Source organism: Cellulomonas sp. NPDC057328 (genome assembly GCF_042667215.1).
Classification (GTDB): domain Bacteria; phylum Actinomycetota; class Actinomycetes; order Actinomycetales; family Cellulomonadaceae; genus Cellulomonas.
In genome coordinates this window covers 1-6,143 of the sequence record NZ_JBHUZW010000170.1, presented here as the reverse complement: position 1 = coordinate 6,143, position 6,143 = coordinate 1, and the positions used below count along the sequence as shown (strand labels likewise).

The window sequence follows — 6,143 nt, the reverse complement described above, 5'->3', positions numbered from 1 at the left end:
CCGGGTGGTGGGCGCGCGTCACGGTCCTCCCGCGTGCCGGTCCCGACGCGTCACGTCCTCACGCGGTGGGCGCCGCGGTCGCGGCCGGGGTGCCGAGCGCGCCACGGCGCCGCAGCTGCCCGGTCGCCGCGAGGACGACCGCCACGACGGCGAGGACGCCCCACCCGACCAGGCCCAGCGGCCCGACGACCGCCATGTCGGGTGTCTCGCCGACCGCGACGAGCAGCGCCGCGAGCCCGCCCACGGCGTTGAGCGACCCGTGCGCGACGACCGCGGGCCAGAGCGACCCGCTGCGCAGCCGCAGCCAGCCCAGCAGCACGCCCCACGCGACGCACCCGCCGACCATGAGCAGCACGCCCACGGCGTCGGTGCGGCCGAAGTTGTAGCCGAGCAGGATCAGCGGCGCGTGCCACAGGCCCCAGACCGCACCGCTGACGAGCAGCGCCGGCCACGTGCCCAGCGGCAGCAGCGCCGGCAGCAGCCACCCGCGCCAGCCGATCTCCTCGCCGAGCGCGAGCAGGCTGTTGACGAGGGCGGCGAGCGGGATGGCGAGCAGCTGCGCGACGACGAGCACCGTGACGGGCGGCACGGACGCGCCCGCGGGCAGCGTCGCGTCGACCTGCGCCGCGAAGCCGGAGAAGCCGACGAGGTCGAGGTCGACGAGGCCCACGGCACCCGCCACGAGCGTCGTCACGGCCACGACGACCAGCGGCACGACGAGCCCGACCGCGGTGAGGCCGACCGTGCGGCGCGCCGGGCGCAGCGGCCACGCGCCGAGGGCGCGCAGCCGGTCCCGCGCGGGCACGCGCAGCAGCAGCGTGACGACGAGGACCGCGGCGGCCGGCGTCCACATGGTGACCGCGGCCAGCACGGCGAACAGCGGCGACGCGAGGCCGTCCCCCGCCCACAGCGGTGCGGCCACGAGCCACGCGAGGCCGCACGCGACGACGACGAACGTGACGACCGCGCGCCACGGCACGCGCGCGGGCCAGGCGGACGTGGCGGGGTCGGTCGGCCCGCCGGACGGCACGGGGCCGGACGGCACGGGGCCGGACGGCACGGGTACAGACGGCACGGATGCGTCCCGCGAGGTGGGCGGGACGGGTACGGGGACGGTCATGGCGAGCCTCCCGGGCGGTCGGAGGAGATGGTCGAGCGGATGGTCGGGCGGACGGTCGAACAGGTCCTCGAGGACGGTCGTCGTCGCAGGGGCGTCGAGCGGACCGACACCCGGCGGATTCGGAGCGCTTGTTCTACAAGTTATCAAACATTAAGGCGCCGCGGCACCCGCCCGGTCGCGCGCGTCCCGGCCGCTTCGTAGCGTCGTGGTGGACGCGCCCGGCGCACCGCCCGGGCGGCACGACCCCACGAGGAGGCGCCATGCGGTCGGCAGAGGTCCTGGCGAACGGGTTCGGACGCATCGGGGAGGACCTGCGCGCGGCGCTCGACGGCGCCGACGACGCGCTCCTCACGCGCCGCCCGGACCCCGACGCCAACACGCTCGCCTGGCTCGCGTGGCACACCGCGCGCGTGCAGGACGCGCAGGTCGCACCGCTCGCGGGCGTCGCGGAGGTGTGGACGGCGCAGGGCTGGTCGGAGCGCTTCGGCCTGCCGTTCGACGACGCCGCGACGGGCTACGGCCAGTCCCCCGACGAGGTCGGGCAGGTTCGCGCGTCGGCGGAGCTGCTGCTCGGCTACCTCGAGGCGACGACGGCGCAGACGCTGGCGTACCTCGAGCGGCTCGCCGACGACGACCTCGACGTGGTGGTCGACGAGGACTGGGACCCGCCCGTCACGCTCGGCGTCCGGCTGATCAGCGTGCTCGCCGACGACCTGCAGCACGCCGGGCAGGCGTCCTACCTGCGGGGCGTGCTCGACCGCACGCGCTGACGCGGGCCCCGGCGCGCGTCCGGCCGGTCAGCACCACGGCGGCAGGTGGACGGCGGCGGTCCGCACGCCCGTCGCCGACCGCACCGCGTCCTCGACCGCGGCACGCACCGCGGTCGCGGCCGCGGCCTGCACGGCGACCAGTGCGGCGACCCGGCGCGGCCGGTCGGAGGGCAGCTCGACCGCGCCCGTGGCCAGCGCGAACACGGTGTCGCCGTCGGCGAGCGTGTGCACCGGGTCGAGCGCGCGGGCGAGCCCGTCGTGCGCGGCGGTCGCGGTGCGCGACGTCTCGGCGGGGTCCAGCGCGGCATCGGTGGCGACGACGACGAGCGTGGTGTTGAGCAGCGTGGGACCGGACCGGGCGCCGTCGCCCGCCGCAGCACCGGCGACGACCCGCGGGGCACCGTCCGGCCCGAGCGGCCCGCCCGGGGGCGACGCCGGCGCGCCCAGCCCGACGGGCGCCCCGGCGGCGTTCACGACCACGAGCGCGCCGACGACGGCGCCCACGCCGTCCAGGCGCACGGACGCCGTGCCGACGCCGCCCTTGTACGCGGCGCCCGCGAGCGCGGCGCCCGTGCCGGCCCCGACCGAGCCGCGCGCGACCGGTGCGCCGTCGCCGGACGCGTCCGCCGCGGCGGCGGCCTCGTACCCCGTGGCGACGGTCGGGTGGTGCCCGAAGACGCCGCCGCGGCCGAGGTCGAAGACGGCGGCCGCCGGGACGATCGGCACGACCTCCCCCGGCACGGCGGACACCGGGTAGCCGCGCCCCCGCTCGGCGAGCCACTGCTGCGCGCCGTGCGCGCTCACCAGGCCGAACGCGCTGCCCCCGGTGAGCACGACGGCGTCCACGGTGGGCACGAGCGTGCGCGGGTCCAGCGCGTCGGTCTCGTGCGTGCCCGGTCCCCCGCCGCGCACGTCGACGCCGCCGACCGTGCCGGGCGGCGGCAGGACGACGGTCACCCCGGTGAGCCAGCCGTCGCCGGTGCGGGTGGCGTGCCCGACGCGCACACCCGGGACGTCGGTCAGGGCCCCGGGAGGGCCGCCGGTCGGGGCGTCGGGATCGTCCACGTCGCCCAGCCTGGCACGCCTCCCGCTCGGCCTGGACACGGGCCCGGGACACCCGTCCGGACGGAAACCTCGCATTCGCGCCGCGGGACCGTTAGTGTTGTGGCCGTAGTCGCAGTGCTCAGCTTGTCGGTCCGGGTGCGAACCCGGGCATCACGTTCTCCGGAGCGGACGACGGCCACCGTGATTCACCGGTCCCGGTCGTCGGGGTCGCAGCAACCCGCATGAGGAGAAACAATGCCTACTGGCATCGTGAAGTGGTTCAACGCCGAGAAGGGCTTCGGCTTCATCGCCCCCGAGGACGGCGGCGCCGACGTGTTCGTGCACTACTCCGCCATCACGACGAGCGGCTACCGCTCGCTCGAGGAGAACCAGCGCGTGCAGTTCGACGTCCAGCAGGGCCCCAAGGGCCCGCAGGCGTCCAACGTCTCGCCGGTCTGAGCACCACCACAGCTCATCACGAGGGCGTCCCGGCTTCGGCCGGGGCGCCCTCGTGGCATCTCCACCCGCACGCTCACCTGCGGGCCCGTATCACCGCGGGCGCGTGAGCACCCCTCCCGGCAGGAGCCGTCCGGCTCCGCGCAGGCACGGGAGGGCACCATGGGACTCAGCACGTCCGCCATCAACCTCATCGGGCGGCACGCGCCCGAGATCTTCGACCTGCTCGGCAACCCCGACGGCCCGCTGGTCCGCGTCGGGTCCCGCGCGCGCCGCGCGGACGTGGTCGCGCTGAACCCCCAGCCGCTGCCGCCGGGCATGCAGGCCGGGCTCCTCGCCGCGGCGGAGCTGCTGCGGACGGCGTCGACCGCCGACCGGCTCGGCATCGGCGCCCGGTTCGACATCGACGACTGGTGCGGGACGCCGCCGAGGCGCCCGCCGTTCGTCTGGCCGCCGGCGCCGTGGCCGCCGGTCGACCCGCGTGGGCCGCTGCCGGACCCGTGGGCGGACTACCACCTGGGCCTGGCCGTCGGCCTCGAGGCCGGCGCGCACCTGTGGGAGCACCTCGCGGGGGCGGAGCAGATCACGGGCATCCACGACCGGGCGCTGGAGACGGCCGCCGGCCAGGTCGGGTGACGCGACCCCCGGGCAGTATCTTGTGCGCCTATCTAGTCAGGCGTACTGTCTAGCGCGTGACCGACACCGCGCAGCTCCCGCCGGCCGACTGGCCCGGCGAGTGGCTGCGCGGTGTCCTCACGCTGTGCGTGCTGCGCGTGCTCGCCGACGGCCCGACGTACGGGTACGACATCGCGCAGCGCCTCGACGCCGCCGGGCTCGGCGAGGTGAAGGGCGGCACGCTCTACCCGCTGCTCGGCCGGCTGCACACCGCCGACCTCGTCCGCGAGGAGTGGCGCCCCGGCGACGGCGGCCCCGGGCGCAAGTACTACGAGCTCACCGCGGCCGGCCGCGCGCGCCTGCGCCGGGACGCCGCGGAGTGGGCCCGCTTCGCCGACCTCACCCGCACCTTCGTCACGGGGGCGGACGCCGACGTCGCGCCCCTCGTGCCCGTCACCAGCCCGGAGGCCCTCCGATGACCCCAGAGCTCCAGGCGATCGCGCCGCACGTCGACGCCGCGTGGCGGGAGGAGCTCGTCCTCGAGCTCCGGCTGCACGACGTGCCGGGCGACGCCATCGGCGGCGCGCTCGCCGAGGTCGAGGCGCACTGCGTCGACTCCGGCGAGGACGCGCAGGAGGCGTTCGGCGACGCCCGGACGTACGCCGCGACGCTCGCGCGCGCCACGGGCCGCCGCGACGACGAGCCGCTGCCCCTGCGCACCGTCGGGCCGGTGGCGGCCGAGACCGTCGGGATCATGGCGACGACGACCGGTGCGGTGGCGCTGCTCCGCGGCCAGGCGGCGGACGTGCACCTGTCCGTCGCCGTCCTGCTCGTGCTCCTGGCCGTCGCGCTCGTCGGCGTCGTCCGCCGCCCGACGCCCGTGCTCCGCTTCTTCCTGGACACGGCGCCCTGGCGGGTCGCCCTCGCGTCGCTGGCGCTCCCGGCCGTCGTCGCCGCCCTGTACCTCCTGGCCCCGGACGCCGTGCTCGAGCTGCCGCCGGCGCCGCTGGCGGCGCTGGGTCTGGCACTGCTGACGACCTGCACGGTGCAGCAGCTCTCCCGCGGCCCGCACCTCGACGACGACCCCGTCGTGGCGCCCGCCGGGACGGACGCCTCCGACGCCGGACCGGCGCCCCGGCGGGCGCCGTGGCAGCTGCGCCTCCTCCGGCAGGCGGACGTCTGGGGCGCGTGGGTGACGACGGCCGTGCTCGTCGCCGTCCTCGGGGCGGCGCTGCGCCCGTGAGCACCACCGGCCCCGGCGCACCCGCCGTCGGGGACCCGCGGGCCCGCGTCCGCACCTCCCCGCCCGCACCCCCGACGGAGGCTGCCCGATGAGCACCGACCCCGCCGCCCTCGCCCCGCACGTCGAGCCCCGCTGGCTGTCCGACTTCGTCGTCGAGCTGCGGCTGCGCGACGTCCCGGGCGACGCCGTCGGCGCGGCGGTCGTCGAGGTCGAGAACCACTGCGTCGACTCCGGCAGCGACGCACGGGACGCGTTCGGCGACCCGGCCGAGTACGCCGCCGGCCTCGCCGACGCGCTGGGCACGCCGCCCGGCGGCCCGCTGGAGGCCCGCAGCGCGGTGGGCACGGTCGGGCAGCTCGCCGGGATGCTGGTCGTCCTGCAGGCCGGCGTGCCGGCGGTGCGCGGCGACAGGCTCGAGGTGAGCGTCGGCGCGCTCGTCTGCGTGGCGCTCCTGGTCGGGCTCGCCGCCCTCGCCGCGCGGTTCCCGACGGCGACGCTGCGCCGCGTGCTGGCGCTCGGCCCGTGGCGCGCCGCCCTCGGCGGGACGCTGCTCCTGGGCGTGCAGGTCGCGATCATGCTGCTGGCGCCCGACCGCGCGGTCACGGGAGCGGCCCCGCCCGTGGCGATCGCGGGGGCGTTCGTCCTCCTGGCCGCCACCGTGGCGGCGGGCACCGACCCTGCGGACCCGGACGTCGTCCGCGCGCCCGGGCGTCCCGTCGACCACGCGGCGGAGCGGCGGACGTGGCGGCGGTGGTCGTGGCAGTCGGCGCTCGTCGTGCCCGTGGCGACGATGGTGCTGCTCGGCGTGTTTGCCGCCCTGCCGTCCTGACGATGCCGCCCACCCTTCCCCGGCGACGCGACGAGCGCGGCGGCGCGGCCGGTGGTCGGCCGCGAC

General features: G+C 77.6%; 8 protein-coding genes. 6 read left to right on the top strand and 2 right to left on the bottom strand.

The window, feature by feature from the left end; translation table 11 throughout:
- Positions 1 to 58: 58 nt before the first annotated feature.
- Complete coding sequence (locus ACFUMH_RS18330) at positions 59 to 1,075, bottom strand: CPBP family intramembrane glutamic endopeptidase (protein WP_378208913.1); 1,017 nt, start codon at positions 1,073 to 1,075, stop codon at positions 59 to 61.
- 305 nt (positions 1,076 to 1,380) lie between these two features.
- Between ACFUMH_RS18330 and ACFUMH_RS18325 the strand changes: the two genes are divergently transcribed.
- Positions 1,381 to 1,890: a DinB family protein gene (locus tag ACFUMH_RS18325; protein ID WP_378208910.1), complete on the top strand. Its 510-nt coding sequence runs from the start codon at positions 1,381 to 1,383 to the stop codon at positions 1,888 to 1,890.
- 27 nt (positions 1,891 to 1,917) lie between these two features.
- On the opposite strand, the gene ACFUMH_RS18320 is transcribed toward ACFUMH_RS18325, so the two are convergent.
- Positions 1,918 to 2,955 carry a P1 family peptidase gene (locus ACFUMH_RS18320; RefSeq protein ID WP_378208908.1) on the bottom strand — a complete coding sequence of 346 codons (1,038 nt, stop codon included), beginning with the start codon at positions 2,953 to 2,955 and terminating at the stop codon, positions 1,918 to 1,920.
- A 234-nt stretch (positions 2,956 to 3,189) separates the two neighbouring features.
- On the opposite strand from ACFUMH_RS18320, the gene ACFUMH_RS18315 reads away from it, so the two are divergent.
- The 5 genes from ACFUMH_RS18315 to ACFUMH_RS18295 all read left to right on the top strand — a co-directional run bounded on the left by ACFUMH_RS18315 (position 3,190) and on the right by ACFUMH_RS18295 (position 6,077).
- Complete coding sequence (locus tag ACFUMH_RS18315; protein WP_378208906.1) at positions 3,190 to 3,393, top strand: cold-shock protein; 204 nt, start codon at positions 3,190 to 3,192, stop codon at positions 3,391 to 3,393.
- Positions 3,394 to 3,552: 159 nt separating this feature from the next.
- Positions 3,553 to 4,026: a hypothetical protein gene (locus ACFUMH_RS18310; protein WP_378208904.1), complete on the top strand. Its 474-nt coding sequence runs from the start codon at positions 3,553 to 3,555 to the stop codon at positions 4,024 to 4,026.
- Between the two features lie 56 nt (positions 4,027 to 4,082).
- The gene (locus ACFUMH_RS18305) at positions 4,083 to 4,484 is read left to right on the top strand and encodes a PadR family transcriptional regulator (RefSeq protein ID WP_378208902.1); all 402 of its coding nucleotides are present in this window, start codon (positions 4,083 to 4,085) and stop codon (positions 4,482 to 4,484) included.
- Positions 4,481 to 5,248 (top strand): hypothetical protein, encoded by a 768-nt coding sequence (locus ACFUMH_RS18300; RefSeq protein ID WP_378208900.1) that lies wholly within the window; start codon positions 4,481 to 4,483, stop codon positions 5,246 to 5,248. The genes ACFUMH_RS18305 and ACFUMH_RS18300 overlap by 4 nt, the downstream gene beginning before the upstream one ends.
- A gap of 88 nt (positions 5,249 to 5,336) precedes the next feature.
- Positions 5,337 to 6,077: a hypothetical protein gene (locus ACFUMH_RS18295; RefSeq protein WP_378208898.1), complete on the top strand. Its 741-nt coding sequence runs from the start codon at positions 5,337 to 5,339 to the stop codon at positions 6,075 to 6,077.
- The last annotated feature ends 66 nt before the right edge of the window (positions 6,078 to 6,143 follow it).